At 67.0% G+C, this 19454-nt stretch carries 14 protein-coding genes; 9 read left to right on the top strand and 5 right to left on the bottom strand.

From position 1 onward, the window contains the following. The first annotated feature begins 135 nt into the window (after positions 1-135). From ACFFDA_RS12845 to ACFFDA_RS12825, 5 genes are all read left to right on the top strand, one after another. On the top strand, positions 136-516 hold the full coding sequence (locus ACFFDA_RS12845) for a winged helix-turn-helix domain-containing protein (RefSeq protein WP_404480846.1): 381 nt from the start codon (positions 136-138) through the stop codon (positions 514-516). Positions 517-663: 147 nt separating this feature from the next. Continuing rightward, a complete protein-coding gene (modA, locus tag ACFFDA_RS12840; protein ID WP_404480845.1) occupies positions 664-1452 on the top strand; it encodes a molybdate ABC transporter substrate-binding protein in 789 nt (262 codons plus the stop codon). A 7-nt stretch (positions 1453-1459) separates the two neighbouring features. Next, entirely contained in the window at positions 1460-2161 is a 702-nt protein-coding gene (gene modB / locus ACFFDA_RS12835; protein WP_404480844.1) for a molybdate ABC transporter permease subunit, read from the top strand. Further along, the gene (locus ACFFDA_RS12830) at positions 2151-2786 is read left to right on the top strand and encodes a molybdenum ABC transporter ATP-binding protein (protein ID WP_404480843.1); all 636 of its coding nucleotides are present in this window, start codon (positions 2151-2153) and stop codon (positions 2784-2786) included. Before modB ends, ACFFDA_RS12830 begins: the two co-directional genes overlap by 11 nt. 122 nt (positions 2787-2908) lie before the next feature. Continuing rightward, a complete protein-coding gene (locus tag ACFFDA_RS12825) occupies positions 2909-4027 on the top strand; it encodes an NmrA family NAD(P)-binding protein (protein ID WP_404480842.1) in 1119 nt (372 codons plus the stop codon). 103 nt (positions 4028-4130) lie between these two features. On the opposite strand, the gene ACFFDA_RS12820 is transcribed toward ACFFDA_RS12825, so the two are convergent. Further along, the gene (locus tag ACFFDA_RS12820; RefSeq protein ID WP_404480841.1) at positions 4131-5648 is read right to left on the bottom strand and encodes an MFS transporter; all 1518 of its coding nucleotides are present in this window, start codon (positions 5646-5648) and stop codon (positions 4131-4133) included. Between the two features lie 160 nt (positions 5649-5808). After that, positions 5809-6843: a LacI family DNA-binding transcriptional regulator gene (locus ACFFDA_RS12815; protein ID WP_404480840.1), complete on the bottom strand. Its 1035-nt coding sequence runs from the start codon at positions 6841-6843 to the stop codon at positions 5809-5811. Positions 6844-7123: 280 nt separating this feature from the next. On the opposite strand from ACFFDA_RS12815, the gene ACFFDA_RS12810 reads away from it, so the two are divergent. The 4 genes from ACFFDA_RS12810 to ACFFDA_RS12795 all read left to right on the top strand — a co-directional run bounded on the left by ACFFDA_RS12810 (position 7124) and on the right by ACFFDA_RS12795 (position 15898). Next, positions 7124-9928 (top strand): TonB-dependent receptor, encoded by a 2805-nt coding sequence (locus ACFFDA_RS12810; RefSeq protein ID WP_404480839.1) that lies wholly within the window; start codon positions 7124-7126, stop codon positions 9926-9928. A 394-nt stretch (positions 9929-10322) separates the two neighbouring features. Then, complete coding sequence (locus ACFFDA_RS12805) at positions 10323-12140, top strand: alpha-amylase family glycosyl hydrolase (protein ID WP_404480838.1); 1818 nt, start codon at positions 10323-10325, stop codon at positions 12138-12140. A gap of 42 nt (positions 12141-12182) precedes the next feature. Further along, positions 12183-13829, top strand: a complete 1647-nt coding sequence (locus ACFFDA_RS12800; protein WP_404480837.1) for an alpha-amylase family glycosyl hydrolase — start codon at positions 12183-12185, stop codon at positions 13827-13829. Next, positions 13826-15898, top strand: coding sequence for a glycoside hydrolase family 97 protein (locus tag ACFFDA_RS12795; protein WP_404480836.1), 2073 nt, complete (start codon positions 13826-13828; stop codon positions 15896-15898). The genes ACFFDA_RS12800 and ACFFDA_RS12795 overlap by 4 nt, the downstream gene beginning before the upstream one ends. Before the next feature lie 120 nt (positions 15899-16018). Here the strand turns inward: ACFFDA_RS12795 and ACFFDA_RS12790 are convergent, their stop codons facing one another. The 3 genes from ACFFDA_RS12790 to ACFFDA_RS12780 are packed head-to-tail and all read right to left on the bottom strand — an operon-like array spanning position 16019 to position 19268. Further along, positions 16019-16690, bottom strand: coding sequence for a TadE/TadG family type IV pilus assembly protein (locus ACFFDA_RS12790; protein ID WP_404480835.1), 672 nt, complete (start codon positions 16688-16690; stop codon positions 16019-16021). After that, a complete protein-coding gene (locus ACFFDA_RS12785; RefSeq protein WP_404480834.1) occupies positions 16687-17334 on the bottom strand; it encodes a TadE/TadG family type IV pilus assembly protein in 648 nt (215 codons plus the stop codon). Before ACFFDA_RS12785 ends, ACFFDA_RS12790 begins: the two co-directional genes overlap by 4 nt. Continuing rightward, entirely contained in the window at positions 17331-19268 is a 1938-nt protein-coding gene (locus ACFFDA_RS12780; RefSeq protein ID WP_404480833.1) for a pilus assembly protein TadG-related protein, read from the bottom strand. The genes ACFFDA_RS12785 and ACFFDA_RS12780 overlap by 4 nt, the downstream gene beginning before the upstream one ends. Positions 19269-19454 lie beyond the last annotated feature (186 nt).

The following is a 19454-nucleotide window of genomic DNA, read 5'->3' as shown; positions in this document are numbered from 1 at the left end:
CAGGCCCGCTACGACAAGTACGGGCCGATGCGTTCGGCACCTGCGTCGAAGTGATTCGCAAACCCCGTTCGACCACCGCCCGGCGCTTTTTTCCGCTCCCTTGCCGCAAGCCGATGGCCCTTCTAGGTTGCGGGGATGACCGCGCCGCCCCGTCTCAAGATCAAGATTCAGATCCATTGCGGTGGTGAAATCGCCATGGGTCCCGGCAAGGCGGACCTGCTCGATGCGATCCGGCAGCACGGCTCGATCTCCGCCGCCGGACGTGCCATGACGATGAGCTATCGCCGGGCCTGGCTGCTGGTCGACGTCATGAACCGATGCTGGGACGGCCCGCTGGTCCACACCGCCCCGGGACGATCGAGCAACAGCGGTGCCCGCCTCACCGACCTGGGCGAAAGCGTCCTTGCGCATTACCGCGCCTTGCAGGACGGCATCTCCGCCGCCTCGCGCGGGCCGGACTACGATGCGCTCGCCGCACGCCTGCTCGCCGATCCGCGCGCCAGCCAGAAGGACTGAAACGCCGTCCGCAAATTCGCCCAGGACGCGACCTGCTGCACGTCCCCCTGCCCTTCTGCTCCGAACCTTGCCCCGGCCCGCATCGGCTTGTATGCCCGGAAGCACGATATACTGTCCGATACAGTATCCTCCGGAGACCTGTCCCGAATGCGCAAGTACATCGTCTTCCTGCTGGCGGCGTTCGCCATGCTGCTGCCTTCAGTGCCCACGGCGGCGATCGCGGCTGCGCCCGCGCCGACCAGGGAGGCGCCGCTCGTCCTCGCCGCTGCCAGCCTGCAGGAATTGATGAATGCCGCCGCCGACGCCTGGAGGGCCAAGGGCCACCCTCGCCCGCGCATTTCCTTCGCCGGGTCGTCCGCGCTGGCCCGCCAGATCCAGTCGGGCGCGCCGGCCGACCTGTTCGTGTCCGCCGACGAGCCGTGGATGGATGCCGTGGAGGCTAAGGGCCTGCTGCGCAAGGGAACGCGGATCTCGTTCCTGCGCAACACCCTGGTGCTGGTCGCGCCGCGCGCCAGCTCGGTGCGGCTGCGGATCGCCAGAGGCATGCCGCTTGCCCGCACGCTCGGTAGCGGGCGCCTGGCGCTTGCCGATCCCGGCGGCGTGCCGGCCGGCGTCTATGCCCGGCAGGCCCTCACCAACCTGCGCGTATGGGATCAGGTGCGGGACAGGCTTGCGCCGGGTGAAAGCGTGCGTGCTGCGCTGGCGCTGGTCAGCCGCGGGGTCGCGCCGCTCGGGGTGGTCTACGCGACCGATGCCCGCGCCAATCCCGGCGTGCGCGTGGTGGGCGTCTTTCCTGCCGCCAGCCACGACCCGATCAGCTACCCGGTCGCGGTGATCGCCTCCTCGCGCAATCCGGAGGCCGACGCGTTCCGCCGCTACCTCGTCTCGCCCGAGGGCAAGGCGCTGTTCCGCCGGTTCGGCTTCGGGACGAAATAGCGCGCCCGTGGACACGCTTTCGCCGGCCGAATGGGAGGTGCTGATCCTCTCGCTCAAAGTCAGTGCCGTCGCCATCGTGCTGGCGCTGCCGGTGGCCTTCGCGCTCGCCTGGGTGCTGGCGCGCTGGCGGTTTCCCGGCAAGGTGCTGCTCGACGCCGCCGTGCACCTGCCGCTGGTGCTGCCTCCCGTGGTCACCGGCTGGCTGCTGCTGATCGCACTCGGCCCGAATGCGCCGCTCGGCGGCTTCCTCGAACGCACGCTGGGGGTCGGCTTCGTGTTCCGCTGGACCGGCGCCGCGCTGGCGGCGGCGGTCATGGCGCTGCCGTTGATGGTGCGGGCCATGCGCCTCTCGCTCGAAGCCGTGGATCGGCGACTGGAGAGCGCCGCACGGACGCTCGGCGCCGGCCCGTGGCGCACGTTCGCCGCAGTAACCCTCCCGCTTTCCGCCAACGGCATCCTCGCCGCGCTGGTACTGGGCCTTGCCCGCTCGGTCGGTGAGTTCGGCGCGACGATCACGTTCGCCTCGAACATTCCCGGCGAAACGCAGACGTTGCCGCTCGCCATCTACAGCGCACTGCAAATGCCGGGATCGGACATCCAGGTCGCGCGCCTCGCCGGACTCTCGATCCTTCTGTCGGTGGCCGCGCTGGTGCTGTCGGAGTGGCTGGCGCGGCGCAGCGGACAGCAGAAGGGCCGCCATGTCGTTTGACGTCGCGGTCACCCTGAAGCGCGGCGGGCTGCGGCTTTCCTACGCCTTCACCTCGGGTCCCGGGCTGACCGCGCTCTATGGCCCCTCAGGCGCGGGGAAGAGCAGCCTGCTCGATGCGATCGCCGGCCTCGCGCGGCCTGTCGAGGGGCGTATCGCCGTGTCCGGCACCACCTTGTTCGATGGCGCGGCCCGCGTCGACCTCAAGCCGGAACGCCGGCGCTGCGGCTACGTGTTCCAGGACCTGCGCCTTTTTCCCCACCGTACCGTGCGCGAAAACCTGCGCTTCGGCTTCAGCCTGGCCGCTGCGGAACGCCACCGTCTCGACTGGGACCACACCCTCGAGCTGCTCGGCATCGCCGCCCTGCTCGACCGCATGCCCGCGACGCTGTCGGGCGGCGAGGCACAGCGCGTGGCGATCGGCCGGGCCCTGTTGTCGGCTCCGGCATTCCTGCTGATGGACGAACCGCTCGCCTCCGTCGACGTCGACCGCCGCGCCGAGATCCTCGCCCTGATCGAGCGCATCCGCGACGAGTTGCGCCTGCCCATCCTCTACGTCAGCCACGATCGCGCCGAAGTGGAGCGGCTGGCCGACCGGATCGTGCCGGTACCCGCACCCGCCGCTTGACCCGGGCGGCAAGGGCGGCAACCTTGGCGAAAGGCGGGGGCCTCGCGCGGTCTAACGGGACTTGTCAGTACCGCCGGGGCCGCTTCGCCTTTAGAGACCGCGCGCAATCAACGGAGGGTACAATGCGCATTCTGGTTGTGGGACCGACGGGCCGGACGGGAAGCCACGTCATCGACGCGCTACGGGGCCGGCAAGCCGACGTCGCCATCCGCGGTTTCTGCCGCTATCCCGAAAACCGCGCCCGTTCCATCGAGGTGATCCCGGGCAACGCCGACACCGGAACCAAGGTCCGCACCCGCTCCATCGAGGTGATCCCGGGCAACGCCGATACCGGAACCAAGAGCCGTACCCGCTCCATCGAGGTGATCCCGGGCAATTCCGATACCGGAACCAAGAGCCGCACGCGCTCCATCGAAGTCATTCCCGGCAATTCCGATACCGGAACCAAGAGCCGCACGCGCTCCATCGAAGTCATTCCCGGCAATTCCGATACCGGAACCAGATCCCGATCCCATGCCATCGACTGTCTCGTCGGCGACCTCGAGAACCCCGCCGACCGCGCGCTCGCGGTCGAGGACATCGATACGGTGATCCACTACGCCCCCGCCTTCCACCCGCGCGAGGCCGCGATGGGCACGGGCATGATCGACGCGGCCGTCGCCGCCGGGGTGAAGCGCTTCGTCTACGTCTCGGCGCTCCATGCCCAGGCGAGCAGCGTGCCCGGCAATGCCGCCAAGCTGGCGGTCGAGGGCTACCTTGCCGAATCCGGCCTGGAATGGACGGTGCTGCGCCCGCAAAGCTTCATGCAGAACATCGACGTCGCTGCCGCACTCGACGCCGGGGCACTGGAACTGCCGTTCCCGCTCGCGACGCGGCTGGGCCATGTCGACCTCTCCGACCTCGCCGAAGTGCTGGCGAAAGTCACGTTCGAGGACGGCCATGCCCTCGCCAGCTACGACATCGCCAGCGACGAGGCCCTGGGCACCGCCGAGATCGCCGCGCTGATCGCGACGGTCAGCGGCACCCCGGTGGCGGCGGGCGAGATGTCGGCAGCGCAACTGCTCGCCGGGCTGGAAGCGGCCGGGCCGGGCTATGCCTACGTCGTCGGCGCCCTGGGCCGCCTCAATGCGTGGCAGGCGCGCAATGGTGGGCGGGGCAATGCGAACACCCTGCGCTGGCTGCTCGGTCGCGAGCCCGGGCGGTTCGAGGACTACGTGAGGCGCAGCCTGGGCGTGGCGTAGGGGCCGGCGCCGCCGGAACGGACGCTGCGGCGCTTTCGTACTGATCGTATCGCCATCGTATTGGATCGCATCTTCGTGTCAGTCGAGGCGGAAACGTCTTGTTCTACGTCGCCTTGCCGATCCGCAGGGAGGCAGCCGCCGCGACCAGCAGCGTGCCGGCGGCAAAGGCCATCGTCCAGATCGGCTCTCCGGGGAAGAAGGCCTTCATGATCGAACCCATGACCGTCGCCACCAGCAGTTGCGGCAAGACCACGAAGACGTTGAACAGCCCCATGTAGATGCCCAGCTTCGCCTGCGGCAGGCTGCTCGCCAGGATGGCGTAGGGCATGGCGAGGATCGAGGCCCAGGCGATGCCGATGCCGATCTCGCACGCCAGCAGCGCGTGGGGATCGCGCAGAACGAGGAACCCGGCGAAGCCCGCCGCGCCCGCGACGAGGCACAGGGCATGGGTCTTCGCCTTGCCCAGCCGTGCGGACAGCGCCGGCAGCAGCGCCAGCGCCGCCACCGCCGCGACGCCGTTGTAGACCGAGAACAGCACGCCCACCCAGTTCCCCGCCTCCTGGTACACCGCGCTCGCCGGGTCGGCCGAGCCGAAGTGATACTGCGCCACCACCGGCGTGGTGTTGATCCACATGATGAACAGCGCCGACCAGCTGAAGAACTGCACGAAAGCCAGCCGCTTCATCAACGGCGGCATCCCTGCGAAGTCACCGACGATACCGGCCAGCATCGAGGCGCTGCGCCCGGCCCTCGCCAGCCGGATCGCCAGCATCGTCGCCGCGCCGTAGCCCGCCAGAAGGCCGGCCAGCAGGTAGACTTCCTTTTCCAGCGCCCATCCGCGCACCAGCAGCGCCACGACCGATCCGGCCGCGATCCACGCCAGTCCGCCCAGCATGCTGCGCGCCGCCAGCGCCGATGCAGTGGCCGTGCCGTCTTCGGCCTGGCTTTCCCCGAACGCGGCCTGTTCCTGCGGCGAATACTCACGCGTGGTCAGGACGGTCCACAGGACCGCCGCCAGCAGCGCCAGCCCTCCGGCCCAGAAGCTGTAGCGAACGGTATCGGGAATGCCGCCCGCCGCCGCCGCATTCGAGACGCCGAAATGCTCAAGCGCATAGGGAAACAGCGAGCCGACTACCGCGCCGGTGCCGATGAAGGCGGTCTGGACGCCGTAGCCGGCGGTGTGCTGGTCGCGGTGCAGCATGTCGCCGACGAAGGCGCGGAACGGCTCCATCGAGACGTTGAGGCTGGCGTCCAGCATCCACAGCAACATCGCCGCCATGAGCAGGCCCGACCCCGATCCGGCGCTTTCGGGCATCGCCAGCAACGCCACCGTCGCCAGCACCGCGCCGGCGAGGAAGTAAGGCCGCCGCCGGCCCAGCCGTCCGAGCCAGGTGCGGTCGGACATGTGCCCGACGATCGGTTGCACCAGCAGCCCCGTCAGCGGCGCCGCGACCCAAAGCGCGGGCAAGTCGTCGATCCCCGAGCCGAGCGACTGGAAGACGCGGCTCATGTTGGCGTTCTGCAAGGCGAAGCCGATCTGGATGCCGAAGAAGCCGAAGCTGATGTTCCACAGGCCCGCCCAGCCCTGCCGGGGCTTTTCGTGGCTGGTCATGGCGTCCATCGCGTTCCTTCCCGATCCTCGCGGACTTGGCGCCGCGTGAGAAGGCGGGCGTGGCATGGCGCGTGGCCTGCGGCAATACGCATACGAATGCGTGAGGGCCGTCGCCAGCTATCGCCTCAAGGGTTGCCACGGTCCCGGATCGAGCCCGGGACGACACAAACTAGCCCGTCGTGCTGCGCCGCACGACCAGCTTTGCTGCGAGCGTGCCGGCCGGCACCGCGCGGTCCTCGATCTGCGCGGCGAGGGTATCGACCAGCACTTCCCCGGCACGCTTGAGGTCCTGCATGATCGTGGTGAGCGGCGGGTTGGTGATGCTGGCGGCGGGGAGGTCGTCGAAGCCCATCACCGCGACATCGCCGGGAACCGAGAGCCCCGCCTCGTCCAGCGCGCGCATGGCGCCCACCGCGATCGTGTCGCTCGCCGCGAACACCGCGTCGAAACCGACGCCCTGCGCGATCAGCGTGCGCATCGCCGCAAAGCCCATGTCCTCGAGGTTCACCGCGTCGCGCTGCAGGCGCGGGTCGGGCGCGATGCCGGCCGCCTGCAGCGCTTCGCACAGGCCGCGGTAGCGATCGGCGAACTCGGGATAGTGCTCGTCCGCCTGACCCAGGAATGCCACGCAGCGGCGTCCGAGGCCCAGCAGGTGCTCGCCCGCCATGCGCCCCGCACCGACGTTGTCGGAACCCACGGTGGCGCCGATGTTGCCTTCGTCCACGCTGCCCCAGCGCACGAAGTGGGTGCCCTGCCCGACAAGCTGGCGCAGACGGCTTTCGTAGAGCTTGTAGTCGCCGTAGCCGAGCAGGATCAGTCCGTCGGCGCGATGGCTGTCCTGGTAGCGGACGTGCCAGTCGTCCTCCAGCTTCTGGAACGAGATCAGCAGGTCCAGCCCGCGCTGCGCACAACTGCGCGTGATCGCGCCAAGCATGGCGAGGAAGAAGGGGTTGATCTTGGAATCGTCGGGAGACTGCTCCTCGAAGAACAGCAGGGCGATGGTGTTCGAGCGCTGCGAGCGCAATGACGAGGCGTTCTTGTCGACCGAATAGTTGAGTTCGCGGGCGATCGCCTCGATCCGCTCGCGAGTCTCGACACTGACCGATTTGGCCCCGCGCAACGCCCGGCTGACCGTCGGCTGAGAGACACCGGCGCGGTAGGCGATGTCGAAACTGGTCGGTCGATTGCTGGCCTTGCGTCCCATCGCTCTATCTCTTTGCAGACAATGTTGCGCTGCGACAAAGCAACACAACGCCTCCCCGTCCCCCGATATCGCAGCACTTTAGCGGAATCTACAGCGTTGCAAAGAAGCAACGCGCGTCGCGTGCCCGCATCTGCGTATACGTATGCCCTATTATGCATGTCGCAGTCCCACCTTAAGCAAAGGGGGTCGATGGAGTCGCGGCAGCAATGTGCGGGCCCATCGGGGGATAGCCAGTCGCCGGTTCGCATTCGTTCGGCCGGGACAGGGAGAGGACAGGGAAATGCCGCTTCGCAATGAGATTTCCGCCATCGGGACGTCGTCCTGCATGGCCATCGCCGCCGCACTCGTCGCCGCCGCCCTGCCGGGTGCAGCACGCGCACAAGAGAGCGCGGCACCGGCTGCGGACGAGACCGCCGGCGACGCGAGCACCATCGTCGTCACCGGCTTTCGTGCCAGTCTCCAGAACGCGATCAACCAGAAGCGCACCGCCGAGCAGATCGTGGAATCGGTCTCGGCCGAGGACATCGGCAAGCTGCCCGACGCCTCGATCGCGGAATCGATCGCGCGCCTGCCGGGCCTGACTTCGCAGCGCGTCTCCGGCCGGTCCAACGCCATCGCCATCCGCGGCTTCGCGCCCGACTTCTCGACGACGCTGCTCAACGGGCGCGAGCAGACCTCCACCGGCGACAACCGCGCGGTCGAATACGACCAGTATCCGTCCGAAGTCGTCAGCGCCGTCAACGTCTACAAGACGCCGATGGCGAGCCTGGTCGGCCAGGGCCTCTCGGGCACGGTCGACATGCGCACGATCCGCCCGCTCGAGGCGGGCAAGCGCATCGTCACCGTCGGTGCGCGCGGTTCCTACGCGGACCTCGGCAAGCTCAACGCCGGATCGACCGACAAGGGCTACCGCGTCAACGCGATGTACGTCGACCAGTTCGCCAACGACACTCTCGGCATCGCGCTGGGCGCCAGCTACACCAACGAGCCCTACCAGATCCAGGAGTTCAACTCCTGGGGCTATCCCGAAACCGCGGATGGCGACAACGTGATCGGCGGCTCGAAGTCCTACGTCACCTCGACCAAGCTCAAGCGCCTGGGCTTCAACGGCACGCTCGAATGGCGCCCGGTTCCCGAGCTGACCACGACGATCGACGCGTTCTATTCCAACTTCAAGGACGACCAGATCAAGCGCGGCATCGAGCTGCCGCTGTTCTGGGACCCCGACACCGCCTCGCTGAACCCGGGCGCCACCGTGGAGGACGGTTTCGTCACGGCCGGCAGTTTCTCTGGCGTCAAGGGCGTCGTGCGCAACGACGTGTTCCAGCGCCACGCCAAGCTCTATTCGTTCGGCTGGAACACCAAGTGGGAAGGCGACGACGGCTGGAACGCCTTCTTCGACGCCAGCTATTCCAAGACCGACCGCAACGAACTGAACGTCGAGACCACCGCGGGCACGGGCCGCAACACCATCGGCGCCACCGACACGATCGGCTTCGCCAGCGGCACCAAGGGCACCAGCTTCACCCACGGGCTGGACTACGGCAACTACGACCTGATCCAGCTTACCAGCCCGCAAGGCTGGGGCGGCACCCAGATCGCGCCCGACGGCACCGCCATCCTCAACGGCCAGGACGGCTACTACAACGACCGCAGGATCAAGGACGAACTCTGGCAGTTCCGCGTCGAGGTCGAGCGCGAGTTCGAGGCGGGGCCGCTGCACTCGGTCCAGGCCGGGTGGAACTACACCAACCGCTCCAAGACGCTGGTGCCCGAGGAATACTTCCTGGGCCTCGCCGCCAATACCGACGGCCTGACCAGCCTCGTCGTGCCCGAGGAATACCGCCGCGGCACCAGCGACCTCAAGTACCTCGGCCTCGGCCAGGTCATCAGCTACGATCCGCTGGCGATGGTGCGTGACGGCATCTACAACCTGGTCGCCAACCCCTATGGCGACGTGGTGGTCAAGAGCTACGCCATCCGCGAGCGGATCATGACCGGCTACGTCCAGGGCAACATCGATGCCGACATCGGTTCGGCCCACCTGACCGGCAACTTCGGCGTGCAGGCGAACTGGACCGACCAGAACTCGCGCGGGGCGACCGCCGTGCTGCTCGACCCGCCGACGAACCCCAACGGCTCGGCCAACGTCGGCACGCTGCTGCGCAACGAAAGCACCGACTACCTCGACGTGCTGCCCAGCCTCAACCTGTCGCTGCGCTTCCCCGGCGAGTTCGTGATCCGCTTCGCCGCCGCGCGCGAGATCATCCGCCCGCGCCTCGACGACATGCGCGCCTCCGAAAGCTTCGAATACAGCTTCGTCGCCCTGCCCGACGGTTCGGAAGTAGCTGCGGTAACGGGCAAATCGGGCAATCCCGACTTGCGCCCGTGGCGCGCCAACGCGCTCGACCTCACGTTCGAGAAGTACTTCGCCGGCAAGGGCTACATCGCCGCGCAGTTCTACTGGAAGGAGCTGAAAAGCTACATCTACAACCAAGACCTCGTGGTCCCTACCGACAGCCTCGCGCTCCAGCCTCCGGGCAACGGCATCCCGATCTCCGACACGGCCGTCATCAACGTGCCGATCAACGGCAAGGGCGGCAAGCTCTACGGCGTCGAACTGGCGACCACGCTGCCCTTCGACGCGTTCGTTTCGGCATTGGAAGGCTTCGGCGTGACCGGGTCGGTGGCCTATACCAAGACCAAGATCCAGCCGACGCCGGGTGAAAGCTCCAGCGACCTGCCGGGCTATTCCAAGTGGGTCGCCAACGGCACCGCCTACTTCGAGAAGGCCGGCTTCAACGCCCGCGGGTCGGTGCGCTACCGTTCGACCTTCATCGGCGAAGTCTCGGGCTTCGCGGCCAACCGCGTGCGTCGCCGCGCCGCCGCCGAGACGATCATCGACGCGCAGATCGGCTACGACTTCCAGCCCGGCAGCGCACTGGAAGGCCTGTCGCTCTACGTGCAGGGCCAGAACCTGACCGACGCGCCGTTCGTCACCACCAACCCCGGCGATAACCGCGAAGTGATCGACTACCAGACTTATGGGCGCCGTTTCCTGGCCGGGTTCACTTATAAGTTCTAAGCCCATCCGGCTCCGTCGAATTCTGAGCCCCCCGGCGCGACAGGAGAACCTCCTCCTCACCTGACGCGCCACACGGGCGGAACCGGGGATGTCACCCTCCCTTCCCGGTTCCGCCTAGTATCTTCCTCGAAAAGCAGGACAATCGCCTCGGCATGTCTCCGCACCCGGCCTTGCCCCCAAGTCATCGTCACTCTGAACGTGCTTCAGGGGCCATGGGGCATTTCAGGTCGGAGCGCAGTACCGCCGGCGGCCCCCTCGGCCTGCGACGCAGCGGCCGGGCGACTGCGGCACAATGGCCCCTGAAACACGTTCAGGGTGACGGGAAAGCGGCCGACGTGACCAACGATTTTCGGGGCTGGCGCCCTTACTCGAACCCGTGTTCGGAGACCGACCGATGAACCGCATGATCCCCTCGCTTGCCGCCATGACGCTGGCGCTGTCCCACGGAGGCGCCATGGCCGGCCCGGTGGAAGACATGCGCGCGCGCACGCCCGAGCAGGAAGTGATCTACTTCGCCCTGCCCGACCGTTTCGAGAACGGCGACCCCGGCAACGACGAGGGCGGCCTCAAGGGCGGCAAGCTGCAGACTGGCTTCGACCCCGCCGACAAGGCCTTCTACCACGGCGGCGACCTCAAGGGTCTGACGCAGCGCCTCGACTACATCGCAAACCTGGGCGCCAGCGCGATCTGGGTCGGCCCGATCTTCCGGAACAAGCCCGTCCAGGGGCCCAAGGGCCAGGAAAGCGCCGGCTACCATGGCTACTGGATCACCGACTTCACCCGGGTCGACCCGCACCTTGGCACCGATGCCGAGTTCAAGGCGCTCGTCGACGCCGCCCATGCGCGGGGGATGAAGGTCTACATGGACATCATCGTCAACCACACCGCCGACGTGATCCTGTACAGGGAAGGCGCGGCCCAGGGCTATCCGTACCGCTCGAAGGCGGACTACCCCTTTTCCGCGCGCGGCGGCGTCAAGGGCCCGGCGATCAACCCCGGCTTCGCGGGGGATAGCGTGGCAACGGTCGAAAACTGGGCCAAGCTGACCGCCCCCAGCTTCGCCTACACTCCCGTGGTCCCCAAGGGCGAAGCCAGGGTGAAAGTGCCCGCCTGGCTCAACGATCCCATCCACTACCACAACCGCGGCAACACCGACTGGAAGGGCGAAAGCGCGCAGTATGGGGATTTCGTCGGCCTCGACGATCTCGCCACCGAGGACCCGCGCGTGATCGCCGGCATGATCGCGATCTACGGCGACTGGATCGACCGCTTCGGCGTGGACGGCTTCCGCATCGACACCGCCAAGCACGTCGACGCCGCGTTCTGGCGCTCGTTCGTGCCTGCCATGCAGGCCCGCGCCAAGGCCAGGGGCATCCCCAATTTCCACATCTTCGGCGAAGTCACCACCGGCGAGGTCTATGATCCTGCCCTGCTCGCTTCGTGGACACGCAATTCGGGCCTCCCCGCCGTGCTCGACTTCGGGTTCATGCAGGCCGCCATCACCGCCAGCAGCAAGGGCGACACCACCGACCTTGCCCGCATGGTCGACGATGACGTGCTGTATCAAGGGGGCAAGGCCGCGGCGATGCAACTGCCCACATTCCTGGGCAATCACGACGCCGGGCGGATCGCGATGTTCATCAGGCAGGCAAGGCCGGGCATCGGCGCCGACGAGCTGCTCGCCCGCGACAAGCTGGCCCATGCCCTGCTGCTGACCTTGCGCGGCGTGCCGACGATCTATTCGGGCGACGAACAGGGCTTCGTCGGCGAAGGCAACGACCAGTTGGCGCGGCAGGACATGTTCGCCTCGAAGACCGCGATCTACAACGCGGAAACCTTGGTAGGCACCACGGCCACGACCGCGCAGGCGAACTTCGACGAGACGCACCCGCTATACCAGTTCATTTCCGCCCTCGCGAAACTGCGGCGCGGCACGCCGGCGCTGACTTCGGGCACGACCGTGCTGCGCGCCGCGTCCGACCAGCCGGGCCTCTTCGCCGTCTCGCGCTTCGATCCCCAGGACGGACGCGAAGTGCTGCTGGTCTTCAACACTTCCACCCAGCCGGTCTCGGCACAAGTGGAAGTAGCCACCGCCTCGCTCGGCTTCACCACCTTGGTAGGCGCGACCTGCGCTGCCACCGCCAGCGCGCCCGGCAGCGTCACGGTCAGTCTCCCGCCCCTGGGCTTCGCGGTCTGCACGGCCAGGCCCTGAACGCACCGTCCCTTTCGGCCCTCCTCACCCCCCAGGAATGCGATGACCCAGCTCGACTCCTCCGCCGCAATCGCCCCCTGGTGGCGCGGCGCGGCGATCTACCAGATTTACCCGCGCAGCTTCGCCGATTCGAACGGCGACGGCATCGGCGACCTGCCTGGCATCACCGCCCGCCTCGACCACGTCGCGCGCCTGGGCGTCGATGCGATCTGGATCTCGCCGTTCTACAAGTCGCCCATGGCCGACTTCGGATACGACATTTCCGATTACTGTGCGGTCGATCCGATGTTCGGCACGCTGGAGGACTTCGATGCCCTGATCGCCAGGGCCAAGGGCCTCGGCCTGAAAGTCATCGTCGACCAGGTCTACGCCCATACCTCGGACCTGCACCCGTGGTTCGCGCAAAGCCGCTCCAGCCGCGACAATGCGCGCGCCGACTGGTACGTCTGGGCCGATCCCAGGCAGGACGGCACGCCGCCCAACAACTGGCAGTCGATCTTCGGCGGCCCCGCCTGGCGCTGGGATGCGCGGCGCGGGCAATATTACATGCACAACTTCCTGGTCTCGCAGCCGCAACTCAACTGCCACCACCCGGACGTGCAGCAGGCGCTTCTGGACGTGGCGCAGTTCTGGCTCGATCGCGGCGTCTCGGGCTTCCGCATCGACGCGCTCAACCACTCGATGCACGACCCATTGCTGCGCGACAATCCGCCCGCGCCCGATGACGGCGCGGTGCGCACGCGGCCCTACGATTTCCAGCTCCAGGTACACAACCAGTCGCACCCGGACATCGTCGCCTTCATCGAGCGCCTGCAGGCCCTCATAGCCAGCTACCCGGACACCTATTCGCTGGCGGAAGTCGGTGGCCTCAATTCCGGGATCGAGATGAAGGCCTTCACCCAGGGGCCCGCCCGGCTCGACAGCGCCTACGGCTTCGACTTCCTCTATGCCGAGAACCTGACTCCCAGGCGTATCGCGGCGGCGCTCGACTTCTGGCCCGACGAACCCGGCACGGGCTGGCCAAGCTGGGCCTTCGAGAACCACGACGCTCCGCGCGCCCTCTCCCGCTGGTGCGCGCCCGAGGACATCGACGCCTTCGCGCGGATGAAGACGATGCTGCTGCTTTCGCTGCGCGGCAATCCGATCCTGTTCCAGGGCGAGGAACTGGGTTTGCTGCAGGACGAAATCCCCTTCGAGCAACTGCGCGACCCTGAAGCCATCGCCAACTGGCCGCTCACTCTCTCGCGTGACGGCGTGCGCACCCCGCTGCCGTGGATGGCGCAGGACGAGCACGGCGGCTTCACGTCCGCCTCTAGCGGCGTGGGGCCGTGGCTGCCGCTGAGCGCGCACAACCTCGAACGCGCGGTGGACCGGCAGGAAGCCGACCCCGCCTCGCTCCTCAACCTCACTCGCGAATTGCTGCGCCTGCGCGCCGGCAGCGCAGCCCTGCGCCGGGGTTCGTGCGACGTGCTCCTCGCCGACGAGACGCGCCTCGTGCTGCGCCGAAGGCTGGGAGGCGCCAAGTCCTCGACCAGCCTGCTCGCGGTGTTCAACATGGGCACGAATGCTGCGGCTTGGCCCGGCGAAATTCCCGCAGGCGGCCGCGTACTCGCCGCCGTCAATCAAGCCGAACCCGGCTCGCTGCCCGCATGGGGCGGTCTTTGGATCATCGAAGGAGAAACGGCATGAAGCCGCTCAACCTGCTGGCGCCTATCGGCATCGGGCTTGCTGGTATCGCGCTTTCCACCCCGGCGCCGGCGCAGGAAGCCCCGCGCCCCGAAGTCACCGCGACTTCGCCAGACGGCAGCATCGTCCTTACCGTCAGCACCGATAACGACAGCCGCCCGACATGGTCTCTCTCGCGCAAGGGCAAGCTGCTGATCGCGCCGAGCAAGCTGGGCTTCGTCCTCACCGATGGTCTCAACATGGTGCGCGGCTTCACGATCGAAAGCAGCGCCACCGCCAAAGGCGACGACACCTGGGAACAGCCCTGGGGCGAGCGCCGCTTCGTGAAGGACCAGTACAACCAGGTCACCGTCCGCTTCCGGCAGGGCGCGACGTACGGCCAGCGGCGGATGAACGTGACCTTCCGCCTGTTCGACAACGGCGTGGGATTCCGTTACGAAATTCCCGAGCAACCCGGCCTCGAGACGATGAAGATCGCCGACGAGACCACCGAGTTCGATATCGTGCCCAAGGGCACCGCCTGGTGGATTCCGGGTGGCGAGTGGAACCGCTACGAGCAGGTCTACCAGCAGACCCCGATCGACGCCGTAGCCACCGCCCACACGCCCATCACCATGAAGCTCGAGGACGGCACCCACCTCGCCTTCCACGAAGCCGCGCTGGTCGATTACGCCGGCTACTGGTTCAAGCGCGCCGACGGCCAGAAATTCCGCACCACCCTCTCGCCTTCCTCGCGCGGAGCCCGGGTCGTGCGCGACCTGCCCTTCGCCACGCCCTGGCGCACGGTGCGCATCGCCGACGACGCGGCGGGCCTCGTCGAGAACGACCTGGAACTCAACCTCAACGAACCCAACAAGCTGGGCGACGTCAGCTGGGTCAAGCCGGCGCGCTACATCGGTATCTGGTGGGGCATGATCCGCAACGACTGGACCTGGGCCGAAGGCCCCAGGCACGGGGCCACTACCGAGCGGGCAAAACAATACATCGACTATGCTGCGCAGCATCACTTCCGCGGCGTACTCGTTGAAGGCTGGAACAAGGGGTGGAACGGCGACTGGTTCGGCCATGGCGACGCTTTCAGCTTCACCCAGGCCACGCCCGATTTCGATATCGAGGCGGTGACGAAATACGCCGCGAAGAAAGGCGTGCGGCTGATCGGCCATCACGAGACCGGCGGCAACATCGCCAACTACGAAGCCCACATGGAAGACGGTTTTGCCCTCTACCAGAAGCTGGGCGTGGACGTGGTGAAGACCGGCTACGTCGCCGACGGCGGCGGGATCATCGCCGATACCGACAAGCCGGGGGCGCCCGTCGGCCCGCCGCGCATGGAGTGGCACGACGGCCAGCGCCAGGTCGAACACCACCTCGCCGTGGTCGAGGCCGCCGCGCGCCACCATATCGCGATCGACGCGCACGAGCCGGTCAAGGACACCGGCCTGCGCCGCACCTACCCCAACTGGGTCTCGCGCGAAGGCGCGCGCGGCATGGAATACAACGCCTGGGGTACGTTCGCCAACGGGCCCGAGCACGAGCCGACGCTGGTCTACACCCGCATGCTGTCGGGCCCGATGGACTTCACCCCCGGGGTCCTCAGCCTCGAAGGTGCGAACGGCCCGCTGGCCTCGACGCTCGCCAAGCAACTGGGCCTGTATCTCGCGATCTACTCGCCGATCCAGATGGCGGCGGACTTCATCGAACAGCTCGACAAGTACCCGCGCGAGATGGACTTCATCGAGAGCGTCCCCACCGACTGGTCGGAGAGCCACCTCGTCGCCGGCGAAGTGGGCGACTACGCGATCTTCGCACGCAAGGACCGCAATTCGCAGCGCTGGTTCGTGGGCGGCGTCAACGACGCGACAGCGCGCACCGTCACGGTGAAGTTCGACTTCCTCGAGCCCGGCAAGCGCTACAAGGCCAGCGTGTGGAAGGACGGCGAAGGCGCCACCTACCTCACCGATGCCCGGCACAAGATCGCCTACGAGACCCGTACCCTGGGCAAGGGCGATACGATGGACGTGTGGCTGGCCCCCGGCGGCGGCATGGCGATGAGGCTGGAGCCGGCCCGGTAGGCACGCATCCCGGGCGCGGGGGTCAGGCCTGACGCGGTAGCGCGTCCTGGCCGCGCCCCGCGGCGAGGTCGCGCGGCATTGCCCATGGTCCCGGATCAGTCCGGGACGACGGGGATCAATTCAGGAGCAGCTGGTGTCGGTGTTGCTGGGGGTGATGCCCGGTGTCAGGTTGCGGTCGTCGCGGATGATGTAGGCGGCCTCGCGGTGGAAGCTGGGCTTACCCACGAACATCGTGCCGAACAGCGGCTGGTAGGTATAGTAGACCTCGACGTACATCACCGCCGAACCGCTCACCGCGGTAATCAGCGGGTTGCCCATGCCGGCCAGCGTCGTGCCCGTCAGCCCGGCGCCGGTCTTGCCGTACTTCGAATTGGCCTTGAGGCTGCCGCTGCAGCGCTGCCAGTGGATGTACTGGCGGTTGGTGGACGAATCCACTTCCAGGCTGGACAGGATGATCCGCCCGTTGGCCTCGAAATTGAAGCCCGATCCCTCGAGCAATCCGCCTTTCATGACCGAATTGATCTGCGTCTGGGTCACCGTGGGGGTCACCGCGCTGTTGTTGGTCTGGCCGATGCGCGAGGCGTTGTCGGCCACCGAGGAGGCGATCTGGCCGATCTGCATGTTCACCGTGGCCATGTAAGCCAGTTCGGTCCCGTAGAAGCCCATGGTGATGAGGATCGGCAGGATCAGCGCGAACTCGAGGAACGAGACGCCGCGACGATCCCGGCCCAGCCGCCCGGCCAGCGAGGCGAGGCGCGCAGGCACCCGCACGGAGCGAAGGCGCAGTCTCATGTGCAGGTCCCCACCGCGGAGCCGTACTTTTCCTGGAGTGCGTAAGGCTGGTTCATCTTGACCGCACTCGCGGTCAGGGTGCGGGCGTTCTTCGCCTTGCTCATGAACGGGATCACGAAGACCGGCGTATACGTCACCGTCACGGTATAGAGCGTGACGTCGCTGGCGCCGCCGTTGTCGCTGGTGCCGACGTCGGTGTCCCATTTGCCGTTCTTGTTCTCGTCGGTGTAGGTTTCCGAATTGTCGCAAGTGCCGTTGCTGTTCTTGTCGTTCCACGATTCCGGACGCTTGACGTCGGCGAAGTCGTAGTAGCTGACGCGCTTGGTGACCACGGTGGCACCCGGCGCGACGCCCTTGACGAGGTCGGTCACGTAGGCGTCGGCCTTCGTGGTATCCGCCACCTCGAGCGTGTCCGCGCGCGCGACCTGGTTGACCGCGCCGTGCAGCACGGCATTGAGGTAGGCCATGTGGCCCATGTCGTAGATGCCCATCAGCAGGATGATGAGGACCGGCGCCGAGACCGCGAACTCGATCGCGGTGGCGCCGCGCCGGTCGGTCCGGCAATGCCGCAGCAGCGCCCGCAGGCGCGCCGGTCGACGCGACGGCCAGCGCAACAGCCAACGGGGCCCGGCGCCTAGCGTCACTGAACGACCCTCAACTCGCCCACTTGCTTGGCGATCTCCTGGAACGCGGTGTTGAGTTCGGTGGCGCTGTTGGCGGTGTAGGAGCTGCTGTCCGACGCGCAGGTCTTGAGGTCGGTGCTCAGCGAGGACGTGAAGGCGACCACCCAGACGCGGATGCCCTTGTCCTTGATCGCCTCGCAAGTCGCCAGGAAGCGGGAGGTGTGGCGCGCATCGTCGCCGGTCGAACCGTCCGTGGTGACGCGGCGGTCGAAATATTCGATGCCCCATGCGGACTGCACGTAATAGGCGGTATCCATTTCGCCGTCGGTCATGAAGATGATGTGCCGGGCCACTTCGCCGCCGTTGGCGGGCTCCTCGTTCACGAGCGAGCCGAAGATACCGTCGGGCGACAGCAGGCGGCCGCCCCAGATCATGCCGATGTCGAGGTAGGTGCCGCCCACCGCCACGAGCGAATCCGCATACGTATTGAAGCTGCTCTGGGTCATCTCCTGGAGACCCTGCGCCGCCTTCGGGCAATATTCGGTCACCGCGGCGCCGGTCGTGCTGGTCGCGGTGTTGAACGTGTTGGTGGAGGAGCCGGCGCGGGTGTAGGCGACCTGCGTCCACATCGGCTTCCACTTGGTGGTGTTGTCCGTACCCGGCGCGGAATCGATGTCGATGTCCAGCGCGCCAGACGGCGACATGCCGGTCAGCGAGGAGTAGCTGAAGCTCGACACCGCCTTGGTGGCGCGCTCCTCGATGCATCCCGCCCAGGTCGAGGACACCGCAGCGCCCTGGCTGCCGGTATAGGTGGTCGCGGCCGAGAAGGTCTTGAACGTGCTGGTATCGAACTCGACCGGCTTGTACTCCCAGTGGTCGAACGTCGAATTGGACGTGGGCACGTTGCTGTAGGGAACCGAGTACGTTTCCGTCGTGATCTTCGAGCGCGTGTAGGTGTACTTATAGACGTAGTACTTCTTGCTGCTACCCGAACCGGAGGAGATGCACTGGTAGACCTTCTTCTGCTGGCTTTGCGTGATGGTCTTCGTGGACGTTCCCGAGGTGCTGCCGACGCCGCCGGTGGTGGGGGTGGTCGATACACTCGTGGCCGTACCCGAATCGGAATAGTCCGCATCGCTGGCAGGCAGTGCCTTCGTGCAGTCGGTCTGGGTGCTGTAGCTGCTGCCGACCTGGCTGGACGAGGACAGGCTTTCGGTGCCGTAGCTGGTCGACGAGTTGGTCTTCGACTGCTTGCTGTAGTCCAGGAAGAACGGCTGGCGCGACTGGTAGGTCTGCTTGTCCGCCAGGTAGGCCGGGTTCAGGTTCTTCACCAGGCGGCCGACGTTCACCGTCGAGCTGTAGGGCACGAAGCCGAAGCGCACGCGGGCGTTGGTGCCGGTGGTGGCATTCGCCATCGTCGTGTAGAAGTTCTTCATCGCCGTGCGCAGCGCCGCGATGCGCGTGGTGGTGCCGAGCGAACTGGACATCGAGCCGGTGGTGTCGAGCACCATCATGATGTCGGCATTGCCCACGCCCATCGAGCTTCCGCACGTCACCGTGATCGTGAAGCTGTTTTTGCCGAAGATGCGCATCAGCAGCGTGTCGAGCACCGTAGACGCCGTGGCGGTGATGGTGTTGCCGTTGTCGTCCGAAGCCGTGGTGAACTGGGTCGAGCGCGTGCTTTGCGCGTTGTCGTTGTAGTTGGTAAGGAAATAGGCTTTCGCGGCGTTCTTCGACGCGGTGTCGAAGCCATTGCTGGTGATCGTGCGCCGCCCGGCCAGAACGCCGGCGTCGCAGGCCGCCTGGAGCTGCTCCTTGGCGAGGTAGTTGCGGCCCAGGTCCACCGCGGAGCCGATGATGACGGCTCCCACGAGCAAGCCGATGGCCGCGATCGGCAGGACGTTGCCGGATGCATCGCGGGCCAGCCGCTCGACGAATTGGGGTGCTTGGCGCATGTGTTAACCCGGCTCGCTCTTGGAAATACCTCGATAATTCGCTCGGATACCAGCAATGTCTTAAGGAAGTTTTCCGGGTCTTCCGCCGTTGCGAAGCTCGTTCGGGTTCTTCGGCCGTGACCGCGCCATGTCCCGGCACCAATTTCGCCGCCCGGGAACCGAAGCGTTTCCCGAGCGTTTTCAAGC

Source organism: Novosphingobium sp. BL-52-GroH, from assembly GCF_044813085.1.
Taxonomy (GTDB): Bacteria; Pseudomonadota; Alphaproteobacteria; order Sphingomonadales; family Sphingomonadaceae; genus Novosphingobium.
This window is presented reverse-complemented; position numbering and strand designations above follow the sequence as displayed.